This is a genomic window from Streptococcus sp. GMD3S (genome assembly GCF_000298695.2).
GTDB lineage: Bacteria > Bacillota > Bacilli > Lactobacillales > Streptococcaceae > Streptococcus.
The window spans coordinates 78882-103455 of the sequence record NZ_AJRC02000005.1; the positions used below are offsets into that span (position 1 = coordinate 78882).

Here is a 24574-nt window from a genome sequence, read left to right on the forward strand (position 1 = left end):
GGCTTTTGTTAAGCACATAAATGCAATAGTGCTATGAAAAAATCACCCAGAAAACTCTGGGTGATAAATGTTATGGTTGTGCTGGTTGAGGATTCTGATTTTGGTTCTGGTTTTGTTGACCAGGCGTTGTATTTGGTTGCTGGTTATTGGTATTATTGTTTGCACTATTATTCGTGCTTGGAGTAGTTGAGCTTGACTGTGAAGTTGAACTTTCTGATGTCGAGCTCGAACTTTCTGGTGTTGGGGCCTGTTGCGGAGCAGGAGCAGTCCATGCAGAACGAGCACCGTTTTTAAAGACGAACTCACCACTTCGGTAGAGGCCTTCTGGCATGGTCCAGTCGCCAGGGTTGTTATCCTCAGACAGATAAGTCATCATTGAACGGTAGACCTTAGCTGCAACATAGAAGCCATCACCAACGATAGGAGTAAGGCGGTTTGAGTAACCTGTCCACACAGCCATTGAATATTTGCGAGTATAACCAACAAACATTTCGTCTGGAGCTACATAACCAGTATTTTTGATGTAGTTTTCAATTTCATCGTCTGTATAGTTTGATGTACCAGTCTTACCAGCTTGAGGTAGCCAAGGGAGATAAGCACCACGACCCGTTCCGTATGCTAAGACAGTCTTCATCATTTCTGTCATCATATAGGCGGTCGTCTCTTTCATGGCACGAGTACCAGGATCAGCGTATTCTTTTGAGCTACCATCGCTAAAGACGATTTTATTGATATACATTGGTTTATGGTAGATACCACCGTTAGCAAAAGCAGCGTAAGCAGCAGCCATTTTCTCACTACTTGCTCCGTACTTTTTGTTTGACTCAGTCGTGTTACTTGAAATCGCGTTGGCATAGTGCATATCCGGATAGTCAATACCGATTCCATTTAGGAAGGTCTTGGCTCTATCCAAACCGACTTTGTTCAAGGTTTCTACGGCTGTAACGTTCCGTGATTGTTGGAGCGCATATTGGATGGTGATGTTTCCAAAATAACTTCTATCCCAGTTGTAAACAGGGGTATCTGTTCCAGGATAGTTGTAAGGAACATCATGTACAATCGAAGCAGTTGAGTCGTAGATGTCATACTCCAAGGCAGGAGCATAGTCTGTGATCGGCTTCATGGTAGAACCCCAGTCACGGTTGGTTTCAACAGCTTGGTTGATTCCGAAGGAAACATTGCTTGATTGGTGACGAGAACCTAACTGAGCAATAACTTTCCCATTTGTCACATCCACAATCGTTGAAGCTACTTGCATTTCATCGTCAGGATAGTTGACATACTCGTCGGTATTGTAGATATCCCAGAGATGTTGTTGAACTTTAGGATCAACGTTGGTGTAGACGTCCATACCAGTTGTTAAGAGGTTGTAGCCTGTTTCTTGTTCGACTTGATCGATTACCTCTTTGAGATAGTTGTCCATGTATGGAGGATAACTATTAGCTGATTTTAGACTTTGAAGTCCATCTGTAATCGGAGTATTAATCGCTTTTTCATATTGCTCAGCTGAAATGTAACCTTGCCCCTTCATCTCAGAGAGGACGAGATTACGACGTTCTTGAGCAGCTTCTGGATGCGAGTATGGATCATACTGGTTTGGAGCCTGAGGCATACCAGCAAGGAGAGCCAGTTGAGGAATACTTAGATCTTTGAGATCCTTGCCATAGTAACTTTGGGCAGCTGTCTGCATTCCGTAATTACCGTTTGACATGTAAACCTTGTTGATGTAGTAGGTCAAGATCTCTTGTTTAGTCGCTTTTTGTTCTAACTGAACGGCTAACCAAGCTTCCTGAGCCTTACGAGAAAGAGTTTGATCAGAAGTTGACGTAGAGAAATAGGTTAACTTGATCAACTGCTGTGTCAAGGTGGAAGCTCCTTGCAGACCTCCACCACCACGAAGGTTTCGTAGGGTAGCACCTAGGATACGGATCGTGTCGATTCCTCGGTGATTAAAGAAGCGATGGTCCTCAATCGAAACAATAGCGTTGACCAAATCGGTCGGTATTTCGTTTGCTTGGGCATTGACTCGACGTTCCGATCCAAGATCAGCGATAAGCTCGTCATTGCTATCATAGATCTTACTTGACGTTGTAGCAACTAGTTTACTTTCAGAAAGTTCGGGAGCCTTGCTAACATAGTAGAGGAAGAGACCTCCACCAAGCATTACAGCTGCGATAAATACAGTTAAGAGACTGATACTGACATACTTAGCTATTCGCAGAAAAGTTTGTTTGTTCATCTTGTTTTACCACCTAGTAAATGTTCTTTGATAATGTCGAGGTAGGGAATTTGAGGAAAGGCACCAGGCTCAATCCTATATCCATTTTCTCGAATATATCCAAGTGGCATTGACTTCTGTCCCTTATCTTGATGATAGAAACGGATGAGGTCAATAGCCGGCAATAAGTAGGTTTCTTGCTGAGAAGAAAAGTGAAGGAGTACAAAGCAGATTCCTTGCTGGGCAAGGACTTGTTCCATATGCTGGATCTGATGGAGATGAAAATTCTTCATCGGTATCGCATGTTTTTGCCTGGTTTCCTTTGCTTCAAAGTCGATGTAGTATCCATCATAAACCCCTGAATAGTCAGTAGTTGAGGCTTGTCTAAAGTAGGCTTCAACGATCTTGGCACGACTTCGTTGGGGATAGTCGACACGTACGATTTGGATGGGAGTCGGTTTCTTATGAATAACAGCTAACCCATGCGACAAATAGTAGTCGTTCGTAGCATTGATCATCTTTTCAAAAGACATTCCCCGATTTGCGAAATTTTTAGTTTGTGACAGGAGTGCTTGCCTCTTTTGAGATGAAATTTTATGTGGATAGTTGACCATAATTCTCCTTATTGGTACAATAACATCACTCTATTATATCATAAATTTACAAAGAAAGGGTTAAAAATGACATCAGCCTTGATTTTAGGCTATTCAGCCTTCGACCTTGGTCTCTTTAATGACAAGGATATTCGCGTTGATATTATCAAAACAGCCATTCGGAGAGACCTGGAACGTCTAGCAGAGGATGGGGTGACCTGGCTTGTCTTTACAGGGACTTTGGGCTTTGAGTACTGGGCGCTTCAGGTAGCGAAAGACATGAAAGCAGACTATGGATTTCAGCTGGCGACCATTTTTGATTTTGAAACCCATGGCAGTAATTGGAATGAAGCAAATCAAGCGAAATTGAGTGAGTTCAAGCTAGTTGATTTTGTCAAATACGCCTATCCACAATATGAGCACAAGGGACAATTACGCGATTATCAGAAATTTCTGCTGGAAAATACAGATACTTGTTACCTTTTTTACGACGAAGAAAACGAAACCAAGTTACGATATTTTTACCAAATGATGAAAAATCAAGCGGACTATGTTACAAGAAGATTAACATTTGAGGACTTGAATGAAATAGTAGAAAATTTTTCTGAAAAGTAAGCCTTTGACCTTGATTTTTACTTGTCTTTTTTTATATAATAATACTAGCAACCCAGAATGGAGAGAGACATGGCAAGTATTATATTTTCAGCGAAAGATATTTTTGAACAAGAATTTGGACGTGAAGTACGTGGATACAGCAAAGCAGAGGTAGATGAATTCCTAGACGATGTGATTAAGGATTATGAAACCTACGCAGCTTTGGTCAAATCCCTTCGTCAAGAGATTGCTGATTTGAAGGAAGAATTATCTCATAAACCACAGGTAGCGCCAACTCAACCAGATTCTATTGAAGTAACAGCTTCTACTTCAATGACAAACTTTGATATTTTGAAACGCTTAAATCGTCTCGAAAAAGAAGTATTTGGTAAGCAAATCTTAGACAACCAAGATTTATAATTGACTAAGGAATGAGTGCAATTTTTGGATAATCGCGTGAAGAGTTTCTCTTTTCATGAGGAAAGTCCATGCTAGCACAGGCTGTGATGCCTGTAGTGTTTGTGCTAGGCGAATCCATAAGCCTAGGGACGAGAAATCGTTACGGCAGTCGAAATGGCTAAGTCTTCGGATAGGTCAGAATAGGCTTGAAAGTGCCACAGTGACGGAGTCTTTCTGGAAACAGAGAGAGTGGAACGCGGTAAACCCCTCAAGCTAGCAACCCAAATTTTGGTCGGGGCATGGAGTGCACGGAAACGAACGTAGTACTCTGACTGCTAGCAGATTTATGCTGTTAGCGGTAGACAGATGATTATCGAAGGAAGTGGTCCTAGTCACTTCTGGAACAAAACATGGCTTATAGAAAATTGCATATAGGTTGGGGCTGAGAAATCTTTCTCAACCTCATTTTTTAAAGTGAACAAGAGAAAGGTCTTGCAAGACTAGAAATGAAAGAACAATTTAATATAATCGCAACTGCTGCGGCGGGTCTTGAGGCTGTCGTTGGACGTGAGGTGCGAGACCTTGGTTATGATTGCCAGGTTGAAAATGGGCGTGTCCGCTTTCAAGGAGATGTGAAGGCAATCATCGAGACCAATCTTTGGCTTCGTGCAGCGGATCGCATCAAGATTGTAGTCGGAAGTTTTCCTGCTAAGACTTTTGAAGAGCTTTTTCAAGGTGTTTTTGCTCTAGATTGGGAAAACTATCTCCCGCTAGGAGCACGTTTCCCGATATCAAAGGCAAAATGTGTGAAGTCTAAACTCCACAACGAGCCTAGTGTTCAGGCTATTTCCAAGAAGGCTGTTGTGAAGAAATTACAAAAACACTATGCCCGCCCAGAAGGAGTTCCCTTGATGGAGACTGGTCCCGAGTTTAAGATCGAGGTATCTATCCTGAAAGATGTGGCAACTGTCATGATTGACACGACAGGATCCAGTCTCTTTAAACGTGGTTATCGTACGGAAAAGGGTGGAGCGCCAATCAAGGAAAATATGGCGGCGGCCATTTTACAACTATCTAATTGGTATCCAGACAAGCCCTTGATTGATCCGACCTGTGGTTCAGGAACTTTCTGTATCGAGGCGGCTATGATTGCTAGAAAGATGGCTCCAGGACTTCGCCGTTCCTTTGCTTTTGAAGAATGGAACTGGGTCAGCGATCGGCTAATCCAGGAGGTTCGCACAGAGGCGGCTAAGAAAATGGATCGTGAACTTGAGCTGGACATTATGGGCTGTGATATCGATGCTCGCATGGTGGAAATTGCCAAGGCAAATGCTCAAGCAGCAGGTGTCGCAGGTGATATCACCTTTAAGCAAATGCGGGTGCAGGACTTACGCACAGACAAGATTAATGGCGTTATCATTTCCAATCCACCATATGGGGAACGTTTGTCTGATGATGCAGGAGTTACCAAGCTCTATGCTGAGATGGGACAGGTCTTTGCACCACTGAAAACGTGGAGTAAGTTTATCCTGACAAGTGACGAAGCTTTTGAAAGTAAGTACGGAAGTCCAGCTGATAAAAAACGAAAACTCTATAATGGGACCTTAAAAGTGGATTTGTATCAATACTTTGGTCAGCGTGTCAAACGCCAAGAGGTAAAATAGAAAGGTGAACTCATGAGTAAGAAAAGACGTGATCGTCATAAAAAAGGACATCAAGAACCACAATTCGACTTTGACGAAGCAAAAGACTTGACTGTTGGTCAAGTCATTCGTAAGAATGAAGAGGTGGAGGCTGGAGTATTGCCTGAGGACAGTATCTTAGACAAATACATCAAACAACACCGTGAAGAGATTGAAGCTGACAAGTTTGAAACTCGTCAGTTTAAAAAAGAAGAACTGACTTCTACTCAAAACCTAGAGGAAATGATCCAAGAAGTTCGTGAATCAAGTGAATCTTCTGATCAGGTAGACGATTCAGACCTGGTTGCTGAGGAATCTATTGAAGAGATAGAAAATGAAGAGACTACTCAGTTTGTTCCACCACTTCAAGATGAAGAAAATGCTGAAATAGAGCCTCTCGTTTTAACAGAAACAGAGCCCAAGCAAATAAATGAGGAACAAGAAGAGGAGACCTATACACCTCTATCACGTTCGGCTCAAACAGAACCTGAAACAGGCTCTAAGAAGAAAGGTGTCATCATCATTGCTTCGGTAGTAGCTGCAATCCTTGTGCTTGCTGGAACATATTATGTCTACCGTCAAGTATCTCGTTCAAACCAAGAAATCCAGTCTTCTCAATCAGCCTCTTCGGATGATCAAGGGACACAAACAGCTTTGAAAGACTTCAATGATCTCTATGATACTTTCTATACAGATGCTAATAAGACTGCTCTGAAAAACAGCCAGTTTGATAAATTGAGCCAACTGAAAACCTTGCTAGATAAGTTAGAAGGTAGCCGTGATTATACACTAGCTAAGTCAAGATATGATAGCCTAGCAACTCAAATCAAGGCCATTCAAGATGTTAATGCCCTCTTTGAAAGCCCAGCTATTACGGACGGTGTCTTGGATACCAATGCGAAAGCCAAAGCGGACGCTAAATTTACAGAAATTAAGACAGGCAACACAGAACTAGACAAACTCTTGGATAAGGCCATTAGTCTTGGCAAGAGCCAACAAACCAGTGCTTCCAGCTCAAGTTCAAGCTCTAGCACGAGTCAAGCAAGCTCAAGTTCAGCTACAGAAAGCAATGCAAGCGGTACGACACCTTCAACCAGCACTACGGCACCAGCTAGAGACACAAATGGTGGTTTGTCTGGCGATGGGGTTAATCTTCAAAGAAGTGCTAGTCGTGTACCGTACAACCAATCAGCTGTAGATGATAGCAACAACCCTGCTTGGACCTTTGCGGATGGTGTATTGGAACAAGTCCTAGCAACATCACGTGCTCGTGGCTATATCACTGGGAATCAATATATCCTAGAACGTGTCAATATCGTAAACGGAAATGGTTATTACAACCTCTATAAACCAGATGGAACCTATCTCTTCACCCTCAACTGTAAGACAGGTTACTTTGTAGGGAATGGTTCTGGTCATGCAGATGACTTGGACTACTAGGACTCCGTTACAAAATTCTTTCCTTTCATAGGTAAAAATGATAAAATAAAACATATTAAACAAGAGGAGTGTCACATGACAAAAGCTAACTTTGGTGTCGTTGGTATGGCCGTAATGGGTCGTAACCTTGCCCTAAATATCGAATCTCGTGGTTATACAGTTGCCATTTACAACCGTAGTAAAGAAAAAACAGAAGACGTAATTGCTTGCCATCCTGAAAAGAACTTTGTGCCAAGCTATGACGTGGAAAGCTTTGTAAACTCAATCGAAAAACCTCGTCGTATCATGCTGATGGTTCAAGCAGGACCTGGTACAGACGCAACTATCCAAGCTCTTCTTCCCCACCTTGACAAGGGTGATATCTTGATCGATGGAGGAAACACTTTCTACAAAGATACTATCCGTCGTAATGAAGAACTAGCAAACTCAGGGATCAACTTTATCGGTACAGGTGTTTCTGGTGGTGAAAAGGGTGCCCTTGAAGGTCCTTCTATCATGCCTGGTGGACAAAAAGAAGCCTACGAATTGGTAGCTGATGTTCTTGAAGAAATCTCTGCAAAAGCACCAGAAGATGGAAAACCATGTGTGACTTACATCGGTCCTGATGGAGCTGGTCACTATGTGAAGATGGTCCACAACGGTATCGAGTATGGTGATATGCAATTGATCGCAGAAAGCTATGACTTGATGCAACACTTGCTTGGCCTTTCTGCAGAAGATATGGCTGCAATCTTTACTGAGTGGAACAAGGGAGAGTTGGACAGCTACTTGATCGAAATCACAGCTGATATCTTGAGCCGTAAAGACGATGAAGGTCAAGATGGACCAATCGTAGACTACATCCTGGATGCTGCAGGAAACAAAGGAACTGGTAAATGGACTAGCCAATCAGCTCTTGACCTTGGTGTGCCATTGTCACTGATTACTGAGTCAGTATTTGCCCGCTACATCTCCACATACAAAGAAGAGCGTGTACATGCTAGCAAGGTCCTTCCAAAACCAGCTGATTTCAAATTTGAAGGTGACAAAGCTGAGTTGATCGAAAAGATCCGTCAAGCCCTTTACTTCTCAAAAATCATTTCATACGCACAAGGTTTTGCTCAATTGCGTGTAGCTTCTAAAGAAAACAACTGGAACTTGCCATTTGCGGACATCGCCTCTATCTGGCGTGATGGCTGTATCATCCGTTCTCGTTTCTTGCAAAAGATCACAGATGCCTACAACCGCGATGCTGATCTTGCTAACCTTCTCTTGGATGAGTACTTCTTGGATGTTACTGCCAAGTACCAACAAGCAGTGCGCGATATCGTAGCTCTTGCTGTTCAAGCTGGTGTACCAGTGCCAACTTTCTCAGCAGCTATTACTTACTTTGATAGCTACCGTTCAGCAGACCTTCCAGCTAACTTGATCCAAGCGCAACGTGACTACTTTGGTGCCCACACTTACCAACGTAAAGACAAAGAAGGAACATTCCACTACTCTTGGTATGACGAAAAATAAGTAGGTCTGCCATGGGGAAACGGATTTTATTACTTGAGAAAGAACGAAATCTCGCTCATTTTCTCAGTCTGGAACTCCAAAAAGAGCAATACCGTGTTGATCTGGTCGAGGAGGGGCTAAAAGCCCTCTCCATGGCTCTCCAGACAGATTATGACTTGATTTTACTGAATGCTCGTCTGGGGGATATGACGGCCCAGGATTTTGCAGAGAGGCTGAGTCGGACAAAACCTGCCTCAGTGATTATGGTCTTGGACCATCGCGAAGAATTGCAAGACCAGATTGAGACAATCCAGCGCTTCGCCGTTTCTTACATCTATAAGCCAGTGATTATTGATCAGCTGGTGGCTCGTATTTCAGCGATTTTCCGAGGTCGGGACTTTATCGACCAACACTGTAGTCAGATGAAGGTCCCAACGTCTTACCGCAATTTGCGTATGGATGTAGAACATCATACCGTTTATCGTGGCGAGGAGATGATTGCTCTAACGCGCCGTGAGTATGACCTTTTGGCTACTCTCATGGGAAGCAAGAAGGTCTTGACTCGTGAGCAGTTGTTGGAAAGTGTCTGGAAGTACGAAAGTGCGACAGAAACCAATATCGTGGATGTTTATATCCGTTATCTACGTAGCAAGCTTGATGTAAAAGGTCAAAAAAGCTACATTAAAACCGTGCGTGGTGTTGGGTACACCATGCAAGAATAGAAAAGCAGTTGCAGTTGTGTAACTGCTTTTTTTGAGAAATTTCTATATATTGACATACAATAAAGTCTTTGCTACAATCAGTTATGGAGGAAAGATCTAATGAAAAGATTTAAAATAATGATGCAAGTTGGACTAGCCGTCTTTTTCTTTGCTTTGCTAGCGACAAGCACCGTCTTTGCGGATGATGCTGATTCAGAAGGCTGGCAATTTGTCCAAGAAAATGGTAGAACCTACTACAAGAAGGGTGACATCAAAGAAACGGACTGGCGAGTGATTGATGGCAAGACCTATTATTTTGATTATAATGGTGAAATGGTTGTTGGTTGGCAATACATTCCAATGCCAGTTAAAGGATATACAATTGGTCCTTACCCTAATGGCATAAGATTAGAAGGTTCCCCAATGCCAGAGTGGTACTACTTCGATAAAAATGGAGTGCTACAAGAGTTTGTTGGTTGGAAAGCATTAGAGATTAAAACTAAAGACAGTGTTGGAAGAAAGTATGGGGAAAAACGTACAAATCCGGAAGATAAAGAAGAGAAGAGTTTTTACACGAACTATTACTTTAATCAAAATCATTCTTTAAAGACAGGTTGGCTTTATGACCAGTCTAATTGGTATTATCTAGCTAAAACGGAAATTAATGGAGAAAACTATATTGGTGGTGAAAGACGTGCAGGTTGGATAAACGATGGTTCAGCTTGGTACTATCTAGATCCAACAACTGGTATCATGCAAACTGGTTGGAAGCAACTTGGCAATAAGTGGTACTACCTCCGTTCATCAGGAGCTATGACAACTGGTTGGGTGAAAGATGGTTCAACTTGGTACTACCTAAATGCAAGTAATGGAGATATGAAGACAGGTTGGACAAAAGTAAATGGAAACTGGTATTATCTCAATTCCTCTGGAGCAATGGTTACAGGTAGCCAAACTATCGATGGTAAAGTTTATAACTTTGCTTCATCTGGTGAGTGGATTTAATGTTGGAGGAGATACAAATGAAGCTTTTGAAAAAAATGATGCAAGTCGCACTAGCAACATTTTTCTTTGGTTTGCTAGCTACTAATACTGTATTTGCGGACATAACAGGTGGCCAATTTGTTGATAAGGATAATAGAAAATATTATGTAAAAGATGATCATAAAGCAATCTATTGGCATAAAATAGACGGTAAAACTTACTATTTTGGTGATAAAGGAGAAATGGTAGTTGGATGGCAATACTTAGAAATTCCTGGAACAGGTTATCGTGATAATTTATTAGATAACCAACCAGTTAATGAAATCGGACTCCAACAAAAATGGTATTATTTTAGCTCAGATGGTGCTTTGCTAGAACAAACAGATAAACAAGTACTAGAGGCAAAAACGTCTGAAAATACAGGAAAAGTATATGGTGAACAATATCCTCCATCTCCTGAAAAGAGAACTTATTATTTTGATAATAATTATGCTGTAAAGACAGGTTGGACTTATGAAGACGGTAATTGGTATTATTTAAATAAGCTAGGAATTTCTGGCGATGATTCTTACAATCCACTACCAATTGGTGAAGTTGCTAAGGGTTGGACTCAAGATTTCCATGTTACTTTTGGTATTGATAGAAGCAAACCTGCTCCGTGGTACTACTTAGATCCAACAACTGGCATCATGCAAACAGGTTGGCAACATCTTGGTAATAAATGGTACTATCTCCGTTCATCAGGAGCCATGGCAACTGGTTGGTATCAGGAAGGCTCAACTTGGTACTATTTAGATGCTGAAAATGGTGATATGAAAACGGGCTGGCAATACCTTGGGAACAAGTGGTACTACCTCCGTTCATCAGGATCTATGGCGACTGGCTGGTATCAGGAAGGCTCGACTTGGTATTATCTAAACGCAAGTAATGGCGATATGAAGACAGGCTGGTTCCAGGTTAATGGCAAATGGTACTACGCTTATAGTTCAGGTGCCTTAGCAGTGAATACGACTGTAGAAGGCTATTCTGTCGACTATAATGGCGAATGGGTTCAATAATGAAAGAGGCGATTGTGAAGGAAACAATCGCTTTTTTTGTGAAAATATAATAAAATAGATAGGAGAAAATACTACTGTATGAAATGAGACGGTCTTTCCGTCTGGTTAAAGGAAAACATGACAAAAAAAGTTGGTGTCGGTCAGGCACATAGTAAGATTATTTTAATAGGGGAGCATGCGGTAGTCTACGGCTATCCTGCTATTTCTCTGCCTCTCATAGAGGTGGAAGTGACTTGTAAGGTGGTCCCTGCTGAAAGCCCGTGGCGTCTTTATGAGGAGGATACCTTGTCCATGGCAGTTTATGCTTCGCTGGAGTATTTGGATATCAAAGAAGCCTGCATTCGATGTGTGATTGACTCGGCTATCCCTGAAAAACGGGGAATGGGTTCGTCAGCTGCTATCAGCATAGCAGCTATTCGTGCGGTATTTGACTACTACCAAGCCGACCTGCCTCATGATGTATTGGAAATCCTGGTCAATCGGGCTGAGATGATTGCCCATATGAATCCGAGTGGTTTGGATGCTAAGACCTGTCTCAGCGACAAGCCTATTCGCTTTATCAAGAACCTTGGATTTACAGAGCTTAAGATGGATCTATCCGCTTATTTGGTCATTGCAGATACGGGCGTGTATGGTCACACTCGTGAAGCTATCCAAGTAGTTCAAAGCAAGGGGAAGGATGCCCTACCGTTTTTGCATGCCTTGGGAGAATTGACCCAGCAGGCAGAAGATGCGATAAAAACAAAAGATGCTGAAAAACTGGGACAAATCCTCAGTCAAGCGCATTTACATTTAAAAGAAATTGGTGTCAGCAGCCCTGAGGCAGATTCCCTCGTTGAAACGGCTCTTAGCTACGGAGCTCTGGGTGCCAAGATGAGCGGTGGTGGGCTAGGAGGCTGTATTATCGCCTTGGCAGCCAATCTGGATCAAGCAGAAGAACTAGCAAAACGATTAGAAGAGAAAGGAGCTGTTCAGACATGGATCGAAAGCCTGTAACAGTACGTTCCTACGCAAATATTGCCATTATCAAATACTGGGGAAAGAAAAAAGAAAAAGAGATGGTTCCTGCTACTAGCAGTATCTCTCTGACTTTGGAAAATATGTATACAGAGACGACCTTGTCGCCTCTACAAGCCCATGCGACGGCGGATGCCTTTTATATCAATGGTCAGCTCCAAAATGAGGCGGAGCATGCCAAGATGAGCAAAATCATCGACCGCTATCGTCCAGCAGGTGAGGGTTTTGTCCGTATCGATACCCAAAACAACATGCCGACTGCAGCGGGTTTATCCTCCAGTTCTAGCGGTTTGTCCGCCTTGGTCAAGGCTTGCAATGCTTATTTTCAGCTTGGTTTGAATCGGAGCCAGTTGGCGCAGGAGGCTAAGTTTGCCTCAGGCTCTTCTTCTCGGAGTTTTTATGGACCACTAGGGGCCTGGGACAAGGATAGTGGGGAAATTTACCCTGTAGAGACAGACTTGAAACTAGCCATGATCATGTTGGTGCTAGAGGACAAGAAAAAACCAATCTCTAGCCGTGATGGGATGAAACTCTGTGTGGAAACCTCGACGACCTTTGATGACTGGGTGCGTCAGTCTGAGAAAGATTATCAAGATATGCTGCTTTATCTCAAGGAAAATGACTTTACCAAAGTTGGGGAATTGACTGAGAAAAATGCCCTAGCCATGCACGCTACGACCAAAACTGCTAGTCCAGCCTTTTCATATCTGACGGATGCGACTTATGAGGCCATGGACTTTGTCCGTCAACTTCGTGAGCAAGGGGAAGCCTGTTACTTTACCATGGATGCTGGCCCCAATGTCAAGGTTCTCTGTCAGGAGAAAGACTTGGAGCATTTGTCAGAAGTCTTTGGTCAACGTTACCGCTTGATTGTGTCAAAAACAAAGGATTTGAGCCAAGATGATTGCTGTTAAAACTTGCGGAAAACTTTATTGGGCAGGTGAATATGCTATTCTAGAGCCAGGGCAGATGGCCTTGATAAAGGCCATCCCCATCTATATGAAGGCTGAGATTGCTTTTTCTGACAGCTACCGTATCTACTCAGATCTGTTTGATTTTGCAGTGGACTTGACGCCAAATCCTGACTACAGTTTGATTCAAGAAACGATTGCTTTAGTGGGAGATTTCCTCGTTTATCGTGGGCAAACCTTGAGACCTTTTTCTTTGGAAATCCGTGGCAAAATGGAACGGGAAGGCAAAAAGTTTGGTCTGGGTTCTAGTGGTAGCGTCGTTGTCTTGGTGATCAAGGCCCTGCTGGCTCTGTATAATCTTTCAATTGATCAGGATCTCTTATTCAAGCTGGCTAGCGCGGTCTTACTCAAGCGAGGCGACAATGGCTCTATGGGAGACCTTGCCTGTATTGTGGCAGAGGATTTGGTTCTCTACCAGTCTTTTGATCGAAAGAAGATAGCTACTTGGTTGGAAGAAGAAAGCTTGGCAACAGTTTTGGAGCGTGCTTGGGGCTTTTCTATCTCACAAGTAAAACCAGGTCTAGAATGTGATTTCCTAGTTGGATGGACCAAGGAAGTAGCCGTATCGAGTCAAATGGTCCAGCAAATCAAGCGAAACATAGACCAGAATTTTTTAAGTTCCTCAAAAGCAACGGTTGCTGCTTTGGTAGAAGCCTTGGAGCAGGGGAATGCAGAAAAAATTATCGAGCAGGTGGAAACAGCCAGTCAGCTTTTAGAAGGCTTGAGCCTAGATATATACACACCTTCGCTGAGACAGTTGAAAGAAGCCAGTCAAGATTTGCAGGCTGTTGCCAAGAGTAGTGGCGCTGGTGGTGGTGACTGTGGGATTGCCTTGAGTTTTGATGAGCAATCAACTGAAACCTTAAAAAATCGTTGGGCCGATCTGGAGATTGAGCTCTTATACCAAGAAAGGATAGGACATGACGACAAATCGTAAGGATGAGCACATCCGCTATGCCCTTGAGCAGAAAAGTTCCTATAACAGCTTTGATGAGGTGGAGTTGATTCATTCTTCCTTGCCTCTTTACGACCTGGATGAAATCGATCTTTCCACAGAATTTGCTGGTCGAAAGTGGGATTTTCCTTTTTATATCAATGCCATGACAGGTGGAAGTGATAAAGGACGAGAAATCAATCAAAAACTAGCTCAGGTGGCGGAAGCCTGTGGGATTTTGTTCGTGACGGGTTCTTATAGCGCAGCCCTCAAGGATCCTACAGATGATTCATTTTCTGTCAAGTCTAGCCATCCAAATCTCCTTCTTGGAACCAATATTGGCTTGGACAAGCCTGTTGAGTTGGGACTTCAGACTGTGCAAGAGATGAATCCTCTTCTTTTACAAGTGCACGTCAATGTTATGCAGGAATTGCTCATGCCAGAGGGAGAAAGAAAGTTTCGAAGCTGGCAATCGCATCTGGCAGACTATAGCAAGCAAATCCCCGTTCCTATTATTCTCAAGGAAGTAGGTTTTGGGATGGATGTGAAGACCATCGAACGAGCCTATGAATTGGGTGTTCGAACGGTTGACCTGTCGGGTCGTGGTGGTACCAGCTTTGCTTATATCGAAAACCGTCGCAGTGGTCAGCGTGATTACCTCAATCAATGGGGCCAGTCCACCATGCAAGCCCTCCTCAATGCCCAAGACTGGAAAGAAAAGGTCGAACTCTTGGTCAGCGGAGGGGTTCGAAATCCTCTTGATATGATTAAGTGCCTGGTCTTTGGTGCCAAGGCTATAGGACTGTCACGTACCGTTCTTGAGTTGATTGAAACCTACTCCGTCGAAGAGGTGATTAGCATTGTCCAAGGCTGGAAAGAAGATTTACGCTTGATCATGTGTGCCCTTAACTGTGCCACCATAGCGGATCTGCAAAACGTAGACTATATTCTTTATGGTAAACTAAAAGAAGCAAAAGATCAGATGTAGTGAGGTCGGGACAAGAATCCCGCCCTTTTTTGTAGCCTTTTGTCAACTGTGGTGAGTTGATGAAACCTAGCTTCTACGAGCGATTTCTGTCCCATCGCCTTTTTCCATCCTCAGACCGAGGTGACTTTTTTGAATTGTGATAAAATAGAAGGGAGAGGATGCGTCTATGAAAAAATTTCAAATCTTTTTATTTATCGAAGCCTGTCTCTTGACGGGAGCTCTGATTTTGATGGTATCAGAGCATTTTTCGCGTTTTCTGCTGATTCTATTCCTCTTTTTGCTTTTGCTTCGTTATTATACAGGTAAAGAGGGCAACAACGTTTTCCTCCTTGTAGCAACCATTCTTTTCTTTTTCATCGTCATGCTCAATCCCTTTGTGATTTTAGCCATCTTTGTAGCGGTCATATACAGTCTCTTTCTTCTCTATCCGATGATGAATCAAGAAAGAGAGGAGACCGACTTGGTCTTTGAAGAGGTGGTAACGGTGAAAAATGAACGCAATCCTTGGTTTGGCAATCTCCATCATTTTTCTAGCCACCAGACCTGCCAATTTGATGATATCAACCTCTTTCGCCTCATGGGCAAGGACACCATTCATTTGGAAAGAGTTATCCTAACCAATCATGACAATGTCATTATCCTTAGAAAGATGATCGGAACGACTAGGATTATCGTACCTGTAGATGTGGAAATCAGTCTCAGTGTCAACTGCCTCTATGGAGATCTTACCTTCCTTCATCAGCCTAAGCGAGCCCTTCGTAATGAACATTATCATCAGGAAACCAGAGACTACCTCAAGAGTAACAAGAGCGTCAAGATTTTCCTAACTACTATGGTTGGCGATGTGGAGGTGGTCAGAGGATGAAAAAGCAATCTTATCTGTTAATCGGCCTGACTTCTTTCCTCTTTATCCTCTTTTTGACTAATAGTTTACTTGATATTTTTGAACTAGACTGGTCCTATTTGCTACGGGATATCGAGAAAACAGAGAAACTCATCTTCTTGATCTTGGTCTTTAGCCTTTCCATGACATTCTTTTTTGTCCTCTTTTGGCGCGTGATAGAAGAAGTCTCTCGCAGAAAAATGCAAGTCAATCTCAAGCGACTGCTAGCAGGAAAAGAGGTGGTTGCCTTTGCAGATCCAGACTTGGATGCTAGTTTTAAGTCCTTGTCTGGCAAGCTCAACCTCTTGACAGAGGCTGTTCAAAAGGCTGAAAATCAAAGCCTGGTCAAGGAAGAAGCAATCATCGAGAAGGAACGAAAGCGGATTGCACGTGACTTGCACGATACAGTTAGTCAGGAGTTGTTTGCGGCTCATATGATTTTATCAGGTGTCAGCCAGCAGGCTTTGAAGCTGGATAGAGAAAAGATGCAGACCCAGTTGCAAAGTGTTGCAGCTATCCTTGAAACAGCCCAGAAAGATTTGCGGGTCTTGCTCCTACATTTGCGACCTGTTGAGTTGGAAGAGAAGAGTTTGGTTGAGGGGATTCAAATCCTCTTAAAAGAGCTAGAGGACAAGAGTGATCTCAAGGTTAGTCTCAAGCAGAATGTGTCTAAATTGCCCAAGAAGATTGAAGAGCATATCTTTCGTATTTTGCAGGAGTTGATCAGCAATACCCTCCGCCATGCCCAGGCATCTTGCTTAGATGTCTACCTCTATCAGACAGATGTTGAATTGCAACTAAAGGTGGTGGACAATGGGATTGGCTTCCAGTTAGGGAGTTTAGATGACTTGAGTTATGGACTGCGAAACATCAAGGAGCGGGTTGAAGATATGGCAGGAACGGTTCAACTCTTGACAGCACCTAAGCAAGGACTGGCGGTCGATATCCGTATTCCCCTGCTAGACAAGGAATCATAAAGGAGTAGAGATGAAAATTTTACTGGTAGATGACCATGAAATGGTCCGATTGGGCTTGAAAAGCTATTTTAATCTCCAAGACGATGTGGAAGTTGTGGGCGAGGCTGCCAATGGGGCTCAAGGTATTGAGTTGGCCTTGGAACTGCGTCCAGATGTCATTGTCATGGATATTGTCATGCCTGAGATGAATGGGATTGATGCAACCCTGGCTATTCTCAAAGAATGGCCTGAAGCCAAGATTTTGATTGTGACCTCTTACCTAGACAATGAAAAAATCATGCCTGTCTTGAATGCGGGTGCCAAAGGTTATATGCTCAAGACTTCTAGTGCAGACGAATTGCTGCACGCTGTTCGTAAGGTTGCTGCTGGAGAGCTTGCTATTGAACAAGAGGTCAGCAAGAAGGTCGAATACCACCGCAATCATATGGAACTTCATGAGGATCTGACTGCGCGTGAACGAGATGTGCTTCAACTGATTGCCAAGGGCTACGAAAATCAGCGCATTGCAGATGAACTCTTTATCTCCCTCAAGACGGTCAAGACCCATGTATCCAACATTCTAGCCAAGCTTGAGGTCAGCGATCGCACCCAGGCTGCGGTCTATGCCTTTCAACACCACTTGGTAGGGCGGGAGGACTTTTAGATGAGTCTTGCAGATTTACTTGAGGAGCTAGAAGCGGCGAAAGATCCTGAGAAAGCAGGCCCAATGGAAGCCTATATGCGATACCAATTTTCCTTTTTAGGTATTGCAGCTCCTGAAAGAAATGCCCTCTACAAAAAATACTTTCCAAGTGCGAAAAAAACAAAGCTCATCTATTGGGATTTTGTAGACACTTGCTGGGAAAAGGATGCTAGAGAATATCAATATGTGGCTGCCAACTATTTGAAAGCTATGCAGTCTTATTTGACGGAGAACGATTTGCCTAAGCTTGAGCGTCTAGTCGTAACCAAATCCTGGTGGGACACAGTAGATATCCTAGACCGAGTAGTAGGAAGTTTGGTATATGACAAGCCAGAACTGGGAGAAATCATCCTCAAATGGAGCCTATCAGACAATATCTGGCTGAGGCGAGTCGCTATTGACCACCAGTTGTTAAGAAAAGAGAAGACGGATGTTCAACTAATGGAAAAGATCCTGCTCAATAATCTGGACCAGACCGAATTTTTTATCAACAAAGCCATCGGTTGGGCCCTAAGAGACTACTCCAAAACCAATCCGGAATGGGTAGCAAGCTTCATCGAAAAAAACAGGGAAAGAATGGCTGAACTCAGTATCAGGGAAGCAAGCAAGTACCTTTAGCATCATTGAAAAGCGCATTCATTACTTGAAAATTAACCGTGGTTTATGCTATAATAGACTGTATTTAAAAAATTTTAAGGAGAAATGACAGAATGTCTGTATCATTTGAAAACAAAGAAACAAACCGTGGTGTCTTGACTTTCACAATCTCTCAAGACCAAATCAAACCAGAATTGGACCGTGTATTTAACTCAGTAAAGAAAACTCTTAACGTTCCTGGTTTCCGTAAAGGTCACCTTCCACGCCCTATCTTCGACCAAAAATTTGGTGAAGAAGCTCTTTATCAAGATGCAATGAACGCACTTTTGCCAAACGCTTATGAAGCTGCAGTAAAAGAAGCTGGTCTTGAAGTGGTTGCTCAACCAAAAATTGACGTGACTTCAATGGAAAAAGGTCAAGACTGGGTTATCACAGCTGAAGTCGTGACAAAACCTGAAGTAAAATTGGGCGACTACAAAAACCTTGAAGTATCAGTAGATGTAGAAAAAGAAGTAACTGACGCTGACGTTGAAGAACGTATCGAACGCGAACGCAACAACTTGGCTGAATTGGTTATCAAAGAAGGCGCTGCTGAAAATGGCGACACTGTTGTGATTGACTTCGTTGGTTCTATCGATGGTGTTGAATTTGACGGTGGAAAAGGTGAAAACTTCTCACTTGGACTTGGATCAGGTCAATTCATCCCTGGTTTCGAAGACCAATTGGTAGGTCACTCAGCTGGCGAAACTGTTGATGTTATCGTAACATTCCCAGAAGACTACCAAGCAGAAGACCTTGCAGGTAAAGAAGCTAAATTCGTAACAACTATCCACGAAGTAAAAGCTAAAGAAGTTCCAGCTCTTGATGATGAACTTGCAAAAGATATCGACGAAGAAGTGGAAACTCTTGACGAATTGAAAGAAAAATACCGCAAAGAATTGACTGCTGCGAAAGAAGAAGCTTACAAAGATGCCGTTGAAGGTGCAGCAATCGATAAAGCTGTAGAAAACGCTGAAATCGTAGAACTTCCAGAAGAAATGATCCATGAAGAAGTTCACCGTTCAGTAAATGAATTCCTTGGAAACTTGCAACGCCAAGGTATCAACCCTGACATGTACTTCCAAATCACAGGAACTACTCAAGAAGACCTTCACAAACAATACGAAGCAGAAGCTGAGTCACGTACGAAGACTAACCTTGTTATCGAAGCAGTTGCCAAGGCTGAAGGATTTGACGCTTCAGAAGAAGAAATCCAAAAAGAAATCGAGCAATTGGCAGCAGACTACAACATGGAAGTTGCACAAGTACAAAACTTGCTTTCAGCTGACATGTTGAAACACGATATCACTATCAAAAAAGCTGTTGAATTGATCACAAGCACTGCAACAGTTAAATAATCTTAAAAGAGAAAAAGCCCACCTGACTAGGTGGGTTTTCTGTTGCACTATTTTCCAAAAATCTCTTTGAGGTCTGCATCTGTAATCCCGATCATGGCTGGGATGCTAGACCAGTTTTCCTCGGTGAGGATGTAGAATTGTTCAGAGTCACTTGGTGTGGCAGTTTCAGAGAAGGCTTGTTTGCTTTCTTCAATATTAGTTTCAATTAAATCACTGAAACGCTCAATCAGATAGGTCTTGCGGGCAGTCCCGATATGCTTGACTGCATAGTCAAAGGCCTGTAATTCGCCAAGAAGGATGAGCTTGCTCTTGGCCCGTGTGATAGCTGTGTAGATGAGATTTCGCTCCAGCATGCGCTTGCTAGCACTGGTGATGGGCAGGATGACAACGGGAAACTCACTCCCCTGAGATTTATGAATACTCATGGCATAGGCTAGTCGAATCTTGTACCATTCGTTACGTGGGTAGATGACCTCATTGCCATCAAAATCAATGACAATCTCGTCTTGTTTGGACTCGGTGTATTTACCAGGAATTAGGTCTGTGATGTAGCCTAGGTCTCCATTAAAGACATTGACTTCAGCGTCGTTGACTAGGTGAATGACCTTGTCCCCTGTTCGATAGTGACACTGAGTTGCTTCAAAGCTAACTTGCCCCTTTTGCTGAGGATTGAGCAGGTCTTGCATGAGTTGGTTGATGGCGTCAATACCAGCAGTTCCTCGATACATAGGCGCTAGCACCTGAATATCGCGAGCCGGAATGCCACTTCTGAGGGCAGCACCGAGGATTTTTTCAATGGTAGCTGGGATATGGCCACTAGCGATTTCAAAGTAGGAGCGATCAGCTTTTTTCTGGGTGAAATCTGCTGGCAAGATGCCTTGTCGAATCTGGCTAGCTAAGGTGACGATAGTTGATTCTTCACTCTGACGGTAAATCCGTTCCAAACGAGTCTGAGGAATCAGGGGTATCTGGAGCAGGTCAGCCAGGACTTGTCCGGGACTAACAGAAGGTAGCTGGTCGCTATCGCCCACGATGAGTATTTTACTGTTAGAAGAGATGTTGGAGAAGAGTTGGTTAGCTAGCCAAGTATCCACCATGGAAAACTCATCTACAATGATAAAATCGGCATCCAGATAATCTTCCAGATGGCTGGTATCATCATCACCCGTCATTCCCAAATGGCGGTGGATGGTCGCGCTAGGCAAACCTGTCAATTCATTCATGCGCCGAGCCGCTCGACCAGTTGGAGCTGCTAGAAGAATCGGCAGACTGCTTTTCTTCCTGAGATCAAGCCCTTCTAAGAGGGCATAAACAGCGATAATCCCATTGATAACAGTCGTCTTACCAGTACCAGGTCCACCTGTTAGGATAAAGACCTTGTTCTGGATAGCATCACAGATAGCTTGCTTTTGGATACTATCGTATTGGATACCCAGTTCTTTCTCGACGCTAGCGATATGCTTTTGAATGGTTTCCAAATCATGACTCTTTTGTTTTCCTTTTTCAAGGATACGAACCAAGTGACTGCGGATGCCTTCTTCAGCGAAAAAGAGGCTATTATCAAAGATTTTGGTATCAATCTGCTGAACCTTGTCTTCTTCAATCAAATGAGATAATTCCTGAGCTACTTGGCTGGGATCGAGTTCCACGGGACGGGAAGACTCGAGGAGAGTCAGGGTCTGTTCCAGCAAATCTCGGGCTTCCATATAGGTATTGCCCGTATCCATACATCCCTGAAAAAGACTGTGGACAAGGCCAGCACGGAAACGTTCAGGGGCTTGACTTTCGATGCCTAGTTCGGCGGCTAATTGGTCAGCAATGGTAAAGCCCAATCCCTTGATATCCTCAACCAACTGGTAGGGATAGTTTTCGACAATATCCAGCGTTTCTTCCTTGTAAAAGTTTTGAATCTGAAAGGCTAGTTTATTGGGAATGCCGTAGTTAGCTAGTTTTGCCAAGACCATCTCTGTTCCGTAGTTGAGACGGAGGGTGGAAACAAAAGCCTCACGGTTTTTGGCAGAGAGTCCTGCAATACTTTCCAGCTTTTCAGGATGTTCCAGAATTTCGTCAATGGTATTTTCACCATAGCTATCAACGATTTTTTGGGCCGTTTTGAGACCAATTCCTTTGAAATGGCTACTAGAAAAGTACTTGACTAGCCCATTTTTAGTTGGTTTTGCCCGCTCATAACGGCTGATCTGAAGCTGTTCTCCATACTTGGAGTGCTGAATGATTTGCCCCCAAAAAGTATAGTCTTCACCCTCAATTACATCAGCCATGGTTCCTGTAACGATGATTTCAAAATCGTCAAAGTCCTCCGCGTCCGTATCTTCGATATCTAGGAGGAGAATGCGATAAAAATTACTGGGATTTTCAAAAATAATCCGTTCAATGGTGCCTGAAAAATAAACTTCCATAGGTTTCCTTTACATGAGTTCGTGAGAGTTGGACCCTTAGCTTCTTTCAACAAGCTAGGAGACTAAAAGTCCTTCTTCTCGCAATAGAAAAAGAGACTGAGACTTAGCATTCTCGGCCTCTTCCTTATCTTAAAAAGTTCCGATACGGTTAAGTGGCCAGAAACGGAATTTTGCTTCGCCTTTGATTTCGCTAGCCTTGAAGGTACCAACATGGCGGCTGTCGCTAGAGACTAGACGATCGTCACCAAGAAGAAGGTACTCGCCTTGAGGGACAGTAAAGCTGAAGCTGGTATTGGAATTGACATCGACCGTAAAGGCTTGTGCTTTTTGAGCAAGTTCTCTAAAGTAGACTCCTTTGTTTCCTTCAAATCCTTTGCCAGTATAGGTATTTTGCAACTTTTCTGTTTTGAACAAGTTGAGGTATTCAGCTAGGTAGGGTTCATCCGTTTCTTTATCGTTGATAAAGAGTTTGTCATTTTCGTAGCGGATGGTATCTCCAGGCATACCGATGACCCTTTTGACAATGTCTTTATTTCCTTCTTCCTCATGCGCAACTACAATGTCGAAGCGGTCAATTGGGAGGTGTTTAACAACGAAGAGAACTTCTCCGTCAGCTAGGGTAGGGTCCATCGAGTGTCCTTCTACACGGACATTGCTCCAAAGAAAGATACGGCTAAGACCGACCAGTGCGATAATCAGGAAGAAAACTCCCCATTCTTTTAGAAATGTTTTAAACAAATTCATAATTTACCTTTCTAGAAGTGTTTTGGCTTTTTCAGTGTTTTTAAAATGCAGTTTGGCGCAGAAATGAAGTCCCTTCATACCATAGGCTTGAAGGATTTTGCTTGCAACCTTATCAGATGCAGTTCCAGCGCCACTTGGCAGTTGGTAGCCCAGTTCTCGTCCAAGATTTTCCAAGTTTTCGAGGAAGAGATCACGCGCAATGATGGAGCTAACTGCAACAGCCAGGTATTTTCCCTCGGCTTTTTCTTCTAAGCTAATTTTGTTTGGAAAACGGTTGGCTTCTTGCGCCAAGTACTTGTCATAGTTTTTAGGGCTTGTAAAAGCATCAATCACGATTTTTTCTGGCTGGACTCCTTTTTGAAGCAGGAGAAAGATAGCCTGATTGTGAAGGGCAACCTTTACAGAAACAGCATTGTAACGCTCTCCGATAACTTCGTTGTACTTGCTCGGTGAAAGGAGGAGCGCTTGGTGCTGGATTTTTTCCTTGAGGATAGGGGCAATCTGACGAATCTTTTGGTCTGTCAGAGTCTTGGAATCCCCCACACCGAGTTTTCGCAAGAAGTCGTGCTGGTCAGGTGTCACGAAGGAAGCCACAACAGCCAGCCCACCAAAGTAGGAACCATTTCCCACCTCATCAGTCCCAATCATAGGGAAATCTTGTCCACTGGTTTCCTCTACAACTTGATAGCCAAAGAAACTGGCGTACTGCTCAGCAGCTTCGCCCTGAAGGAGGACTTTTCCAGAAGTATAGATGGAAACCGTTGCCTGAGGCAGTCTCAAAAAATAGCGAATATAAGGATTTTTACTAGGACTGAGAGCCTTCTGATACTGACTTAAAAAGCTCTGAATTTCCTGTTCACTTGGTGTGAGTGTGATACTTGCCATAGTCTCTATTGTACCACAAAAGCAGGAGAATTGGTAAAAACTGACAAAGTTAGCGAAATTTGGTATAATATCGTGAGGTGAATTTTATGGCAAATCTAAATCGATATAAGTTTACATTCGGGAAAAAGACATTAACCTTAACAACCGAGCATGACAACCTCTTTATGGAGGAAATTGCCAAGGTTGCGACTGAGAAATACCAAGCAATTAAAGAACAAATGCCTGGGGCGGATGATGAAACCATTGCGCTTCTTTTGGCGGTCAATTGTCTGTCTACACAACTCAACCGTGAGATTGAATTTGATGACAAGGAGCAAGAGTTGTTAGAACTCCGCCACAAGTTGATTGCTGTCAAACAAGAACAGAGCAAGATTGAGGATTCCCTATGATTTCAATCCTACTCTTATTGGTTCTGGCTTGGGGCTTTTACATCGGCTACCGTAGAGGTTTGGTCCTGCAAGTTTATTATTTCCTCGTGGCAGTGATTTCAGCCTTTGTTGCGGGACAGTTTTATAAATCATTGGGAGATCACTTCCACTTACTTGTCCCTTATGCCAATCCTCAGGAAGGACAGGGCACCTTTTTCTTCCCTTCAGACCAGCTTTTTCATCTAGACAAGGTCTTTTATGCAGGTCTAGCCTATCTTCTAGTTTTTGGGATTTGCTACACTATCGGACGTTTTATCGGTTTGTTCCTGCACTTGATTCCAACTAAAAAGCTTGATGTCAAATGGTTGCGTATCGGATCAGGCCTTTTGTCTCTATTGGTAACCTTATTTGTCTTGCAAATGGCTCTGACCATCCTTGCAACAGTGCCTCTGGCAGTCATTCAAAATTCACTCGAAAAAAGTATAGTAGCCAAACACATCATCCAAAGTGTCCCTTTTACGACAAACCTTATCAAACAACTCTGGGTGACAAATTTAATCGGATAA

24 protein-coding genes and 1 other RNA gene are annotated in these 24574 nt (G+C 43.1%); 20 read left to right on the forward strand and 5 right to left on the reverse strand.

The features are described from left to right. Positions 1-70: 70 nt before the first annotated feature. Both pbp1a and recU read right to left on the reverse strand, forming a co-directional pair. Complete coding sequence (gene pbp1a / locus GMD3S_RS0203650; protein ID WP_001041840.1) at positions 71-2239, reverse strand: penicillin-binding protein PBP1A; 2169 nt, start codon at positions 2237-2239, stop codon at positions 71-73. Further along, the gene (gene recU / locus GMD3S_RS0203655) at positions 2236-2832 is read right to left on the reverse strand and encodes a Holliday junction resolvase RecU (RefSeq protein ID WP_000248755.1); all 597 of its coding nucleotides are present in this window, start codon (positions 2830-2832) and stop codon (positions 2236-2238) included. Before recU ends, pbp1a begins: the two co-directional genes overlap by 4 nt. A gap of 66 nt (positions 2833-2898) precedes the next feature. Here recU and GMD3S_RS0203660 point away from each other — a divergent pair, with 66 nt between their 5' ends. The 18 genes from GMD3S_RS0203660 to tig all read left to right on the forward strand — a co-directional run bounded on the left by GMD3S_RS0203660 (position 2899) and on the right by tig (position 19594). Continuing rightward, entirely contained in the window at positions 2899-3426 is a 528-nt protein-coding gene (locus GMD3S_RS0203660; RefSeq protein WP_000199580.1) for a DUF1273 domain-containing protein, read from the forward strand. 69 nt (positions 3427-3495) lie between these two features. Beyond that, a complete protein-coding gene (gene gpsB, locus GMD3S_RS0203665; RefSeq protein WP_000146523.1) occupies positions 3496-3825 on the forward strand; it encodes a cell division regulator GpsB in 330 nt (109 codons plus the stop codon). 20 nt (positions 3826-3845) lie between these two features. Further along, positions 3846-4227: RNase P RNA component class B (rnpB, locus tag GMD3S_RS10655), an RNA gene on the forward strand. Positions 4228-4310: 83 nt separating this feature from the next. Continuing rightward, positions 4311-5468 carry a THUMP domain-containing class I SAM-dependent RNA methyltransferase gene (locus GMD3S_RS0203670; RefSeq protein ID WP_000662899.1) on the forward strand — a complete coding sequence of 386 codons (1158 nt, stop codon included), beginning with the start codon at positions 4311-4313 and terminating at the stop codon, positions 5466-5468. Positions 5469-5480: 12 nt separating this feature from the next. Further along, positions 5481-6926 (forward strand): cell division site-positioning protein MapZ, encoded by a 1446-nt coding sequence (gene mapZ / locus GMD3S_RS0203675; RefSeq protein ID WP_000039246.1) that lies wholly within the window; start codon positions 5481-5483, stop codon positions 6924-6926. A 75-nt stretch (positions 6927-7001) separates the two neighbouring features. After that, positions 7002-8426: an NADP-dependent phosphogluconate dehydrogenase gene (gene gndA / locus GMD3S_RS0203680; RefSeq protein WP_000158763.1), complete on the forward strand. Its 1425-nt coding sequence runs from the start codon at positions 7002-7004 to the stop codon at positions 8424-8426. Between the two features lie 11 nt (positions 8427-8437). Continuing rightward, the gene (locus GMD3S_RS0203685; protein ID WP_000517998.1) at positions 8438-9127 is read left to right on the forward strand and encodes a response regulator transcription factor; all 690 of its coding nucleotides are present in this window, start codon (positions 8438-8440) and stop codon (positions 9125-9127) included. 99 nt (positions 9128-9226) lie between these two features. Further along, a complete protein-coding gene (locus tag GMD3S_RS0203690) occupies positions 9227-10111 on the forward strand; it encodes an N-acetylmuramoyl-L-alanine amidase family protein (RefSeq protein ID WP_008275060.1) in 885 nt (294 codons plus the stop codon). A 17-nt stretch (positions 10112-10128) separates the two neighbouring features. Continuing rightward, on the forward strand, positions 10129-11148 hold the full coding sequence (gene cbpC, locus GMD3S_RS0203695) for a choline-binding protein CbpC (protein WP_000771065.1): 1020 nt from the start codon (positions 10129-10131) through the stop codon (positions 11146-11148). 117 nt (positions 11149-11265) lie between these two features. Next, complete coding sequence (gene mvk / locus GMD3S_RS0203700; RefSeq protein WP_000163294.1) at positions 11266-12144, forward strand: mevalonate kinase; 879 nt, start codon at positions 11266-11268, stop codon at positions 12142-12144. After that, a complete protein-coding gene (mvaD, locus tag GMD3S_RS0203705; RefSeq protein WP_000375374.1) occupies positions 12126-13079 on the forward strand; it encodes a diphosphomevalonate decarboxylase in 954 nt (317 codons plus the stop codon). Before mvk ends, mvaD begins: the two co-directional genes overlap by 19 nt. Then, entirely contained in the window at positions 13066-14073 is a 1008-nt protein-coding gene (locus GMD3S_RS0203710) for a phosphomevalonate kinase (protein ID WP_000562445.1), read from the forward strand. Before mvaD ends, GMD3S_RS0203710 begins: the two co-directional genes overlap by 14 nt. Continuing rightward, positions 14057-15058, forward strand: coding sequence for a type 2 isopentenyl-diphosphate Delta-isomerase (gene fni / locus GMD3S_RS0203715; RefSeq protein WP_000210647.1), 1002 nt, complete (start codon positions 14057-14059; stop codon positions 15056-15058). Before GMD3S_RS0203710 ends, fni begins: the two co-directional genes overlap by 17 nt. Positions 15059-15224: 166 nt before the next feature. Next, positions 15225-15923 carry a cell wall-active antibiotics response protein LiaF gene (liaF, locus tag GMD3S_RS0203720; protein WP_000714487.1) on the forward strand — a complete coding sequence of 233 codons (699 nt, stop codon included), beginning with the start codon at positions 15225-15227 and terminating at the stop codon, positions 15921-15923. Beyond that, entirely contained in the window at positions 15920-16918 is a 999-nt protein-coding gene (locus tag GMD3S_RS0203725; RefSeq protein WP_000744929.1) for a sensor histidine kinase, read from the forward strand. Before liaF ends, GMD3S_RS0203725 begins: the two co-directional genes overlap by 4 nt. Positions 16919-16928: 10 nt before the next feature. Further along, on the forward strand, positions 16929-17561 hold the full coding sequence (locus GMD3S_RS0203730; protein ID WP_000698451.1) for a response regulator transcription factor: 633 nt from the start codon (positions 16929-16931) through the stop codon (positions 17559-17561). Further along, entirely contained in the window at positions 17562-18218 is a 657-nt protein-coding gene (locus GMD3S_RS0203735; protein ID WP_000050038.1) for a DNA alkylation repair protein, read from the forward strand. A 92-nt stretch (positions 18219-18310) separates the two neighbouring features. Then, positions 18311-19594 carry a trigger factor gene (tig, locus tag GMD3S_RS0203740; protein ID WP_000116504.1) on the forward strand — a complete coding sequence of 428 codons (1284 nt, stop codon included), beginning with the start codon at positions 18311-18313 and terminating at the stop codon, positions 19592-19594. Positions 19595-19641: 47 nt separating this feature from the next. Here the strand turns inward: tig and recD2 are convergent, their stop codons facing one another. The 3 genes from recD2 to rnhC all read right to left on the reverse strand — a co-directional run bounded on the left by recD2 (position 19642) and on the right by rnhC (position 23640). Next, positions 19642-22011, reverse strand: a complete 2370-nt coding sequence (gene recD2, locus GMD3S_RS0203745; protein ID WP_000454452.1) for an SF1B family DNA helicase RecD2 — start codon at positions 22009-22011, stop codon at positions 19642-19644. Positions 22012-22140: 129 nt separating this feature from the next. Next, positions 22141-22755: a signal peptidase I gene (gene lepB, locus GMD3S_RS0203750; protein ID WP_001048171.1), complete on the reverse strand. Its 615-nt coding sequence runs from the start codon at positions 22753-22755 to the stop codon at positions 22141-22143. Between the two features lie 3 nt (positions 22756-22758). Further along, positions 22759-23640, reverse strand: a complete 882-nt coding sequence (gene rnhC, locus GMD3S_RS0203755) for a ribonuclease HIII (protein ID WP_000146901.1) — start codon at positions 23638-23640, stop codon at positions 22759-22761. An 86-nt stretch (positions 23641-23726) separates the two neighbouring features. On the opposite strand from rnhC, the gene zapA reads away from it, so the two are divergent. Both zapA and GMD3S_RS0203765 read left to right on the forward strand, forming a co-directional pair. Next, complete coding sequence (gene zapA / locus GMD3S_RS0203760) at positions 23727-24029, forward strand: cell division protein ZapA (RefSeq protein WP_000002028.1); 303 nt, start codon at positions 23727-23729, stop codon at positions 24027-24029. Beyond that, positions 24026-24574 carry a CvpA family protein gene (locus tag GMD3S_RS0203765; protein WP_000623539.1) on the forward strand — a complete coding sequence of 183 codons (549 nt, stop codon included), beginning with the start codon at positions 24026-24028 and terminating at the stop codon, positions 24572-24574. The genes zapA and GMD3S_RS0203765 overlap by 4 nt, the downstream gene beginning before the upstream one ends.

Bases quoted from the DNA above. Each gene is read 5' to 3' on its own strand.
- lepB (WP_001048171.1), bottom strand. From the start codon at position 22,755: ATGAATTTGTTTAAAACATTTCTAAAAGAATGGGGAGTTTTCTTCCTG.
- rnhC (WP_000146901.1), bottom strand. From the start codon at position 23,640: ATGGCAAGTATCACACTCACACCAAGTGAACAGGAAATTCAGAGCTTT.
- GMD3S_RS0203685 (WP_000517998.1), top strand. From the start codon at position 8,438: ATGGGGAAACGGATTTTATTACTTGAGAAAGAACGAAATCTCGCTCAT.
- tig (WP_000116504.1), top strand. From the start codon at position 18,311: ATGTCTGTATCATTTGAAAACAAAGAAACAAACCGTGGTGTCTTGACT.
- gpsB (WP_000146523.1), top strand. From the start codon at position 3,496: ATGGCAAGTATTATATTTTCAGCGAAAGATATTTTTGAACAAGAATTT.
- mvaD (WP_000375374.1), top strand. From the start codon at position 12,126: ATGGATCGAAAGCCTGTAACAGTACGTTCCTACGCAAATATTGCCATT.
- GMD3S_RS0203765 (WP_000623539.1), top strand. From the start codon at position 24,026: ATGATTTCAATCCTACTCTTATTGGTTCTGGCTTGGGGCTTTTACATC.
- cbpC (WP_000771065.1), top strand. From the start codon at position 10,129: ATGAAGCTTTTGAAAAAAATGATGCAAGTCGCACTAGCAACATTTTTC.
- fni (WP_000210647.1), top strand. From the start codon at position 14,057: ATGACGACAAATCGTAAGGATGAGCACATCCGCTATGCCCTTGAGCAG.
- liaF (WP_000714487.1), top strand. From the start codon at position 15,225: ATGAAAAAATTTCAAATCTTTTTATTTATCGAAGCCTGTCTCTTGACG.
- GMD3S_RS0203735 (WP_000050038.1), top strand. From the start codon at position 17,562: ATGAGTCTTGCAGATTTACTTGAGGAGCTAGAAGCGGCGAAAGATCCT.
- GMD3S_RS0203670 (WP_000662899.1), top strand. From the start codon at position 4,311: ATGAAAGAACAATTTAATATAATCGCAACTGCTGCGGCGGGTCTTGAG.
- zapA (WP_000002028.1), top strand. From the start codon at position 23,727: ATGGCAAATCTAAATCGATATAAGTTTACATTCGGGAAAAAGACATTA.
- GMD3S_RS0203710 (WP_000562445.1), top strand. From the start codon at position 13,066: ATGATTGCTGTTAAAACTTGCGGAAAACTTTATTGGGCAGGTGAATAT.
- GMD3S_RS0203690 (WP_008275060.1), top strand. From the start codon at position 9,227: ATGAAAAGATTTAAAATAATGATGCAAGTTGGACTAGCCGTCTTTTTC.
- mvk (WP_000163294.1), top strand. From the start codon at position 11,266: ATGACAAAAAAAGTTGGTGTCGGTCAGGCACATAGTAAGATTATTTTA.
- GMD3S_RS0203660 (WP_000199580.1), top strand. From the start codon at position 2,899: ATGACATCAGCCTTGATTTTAGGCTATTCAGCCTTCGACCTTGGTCTC.
- GMD3S_RS0203730 (WP_000698451.1), top strand. From the start codon at position 16,929: ATGAAAATTTTACTGGTAGATGACCATGAAATGGTCCGATTGGGCTTG.
- gndA (WP_000158763.1), top strand. From the start codon at position 7,002: ATGACAAAAGCTAACTTTGGTGTCGTTGGTATGGCCGTAATGGGTCGT.
- recU (WP_000248755.1), bottom strand. From the start codon at position 2,832: ATGGTCAACTATCCACATAAAATTTCATCTCAAAAGAGGCAAGCACTC.
- GMD3S_RS0203725 (WP_000744929.1), top strand. From the start codon at position 15,920: ATGAAAAAGCAATCTTATCTGTTAATCGGCCTGACTTCTTTCCTCTTT.
- mapZ (WP_000039246.1), top strand. From the start codon at position 5,481: ATGAGTAAGAAAAGACGTGATCGTCATAAAAAAGGACATCAAGAACCA.
- recD2 (WP_000454452.1), bottom strand. From the start codon at position 22,011: ATGGAAGTTTATTTTTCAGGCACCATTGAACGGATTATTTTTGAAAAT.
- pbp1a (WP_001041840.1), bottom strand. From the start codon at position 2,239: ATGAACAAACAAACTTTTCTGCGAATAGCTAAGTATGTCAGTATCAGT.